The sequence below is a fragment of the Nonomuraea sp. NPDC049784 genome (assembly GCF_040659615.1).
Classification (GTDB): Bacteria; Actinomycetota; Actinomycetes; order Streptosporangiales; family Streptosporangiaceae; genus Nonomuraea.
Genome location: NZ_JBFAMX010001316.1, coordinates 1 through 1,058, shown reverse-complemented (window position 1 = coordinate 1,058; position 1,058 = coordinate 1). Strand labels below are relative to the sequence as shown.

General features: G+C 70.4%; 1 protein-coding gene and 1 pseudogene. Both read left to right on the top strand.

Annotated features, from left to right (window positions below; translation table 11 throughout):
* Window positions 1–201, top strand: a pseudogene (locus tag AB0J09_RS65705) (hypothetical protein); the annotation flags it as partial.
* 21 nt (window positions 202–222) lie between these two features.
* The coding region (locus AB0J09_RS65700) for a hypothetical protein (RefSeq protein ID WP_360714741.1) at window positions 223–1,058 on the top strand (836 nt) is incomplete at its 3' end.

Sequence of the window (1,058 nt, the reverse complement as noted above, 5' to 3'; positions counted from 1 at the left end):
CGCGCCTATCGCGCCCGGCACCAGATCGAGCGCCTCAGCGCCAAGCTGCCCCGCTACGAGGAGCTCCTCGCCGAGTCGGGCGCCGACGGGTCGGCCGTGCCCGAGCTGAGCAGATTATCCGACGACGCCGACCGCCTGGAGCAGGCGCTACGCGAGAGCGTCAGCTCCGCGCATGAAGCTTTTCGCCACCTGAGGGGGTGACTTCCCTTAGGATCCGGATTCGTGGCGGATGTGGTAGTAGACCCCGAGGTGCCGCCGGATGACGCCCAGCTGCTCAGGGAGAGCCGCCGGGTGCTGATCAAGATGCGCCAGGGCTGGGCTCCCGAGTCGAAGCGGGCCATATCGGGCACGCATTACCGCATGGTGTCGGCCTTCGGAACGGTGGTGTTCTTCGGGGTGCTGGCCGGCTTCGGATTAGTGGGCCGGGGCCTCGGACTGATGCTCGTGCTGCTCGGCATCCCCCTGATGGTCGCCCTGTTCGTCCGCGGCGACCTGCCGGGGGACGAGGAGGAGGAGTACGAGCGCGAGGTCTACGAGCAGCTGCGCTGGTACGAGGGGCGCTACGTGCTCATCGACGACCTCGACGAGTCCTCCGGCCGCCTGCTGGGCCGCGCCCAGCGCGCCATCGCCACCGTCACCGAGTCCCGGGTCAACGCCGAGGGTCTGCTCGACGACGTCCGCAACTCCGTGATGCTGCCCGCGCAGGAGTGGGAGATCGCCCGCCTGCTGGCCAAGCTCTCCGCCCTGCGCGCCAAGCACAGGGAGACCGTGTCGAAGGGGGTCACGCCCGAGGTGGAGGCCGTGGCCGAGCCCCTCGCGCGGGCGCTCGACAGCAGCGAGGAGGCTGTGCTGGCCCGCGTGGAGGCACTGGAACGGTACGCGTCCAACGTGTCCGACGCCGAGCGGGCGTACGTGGCCCACCACCAGATCGAGGAGCTGCGGGGGCGGGTGCACCAGTACGAGGAGCTGGTGGCCGAGACCGGGGCCGACGGGGTCAGATTCGCCGCCGGCGCAGGGCTTTCGCTGTCCGTACGAGGCGGCGGCCATGGCTTTCCGGG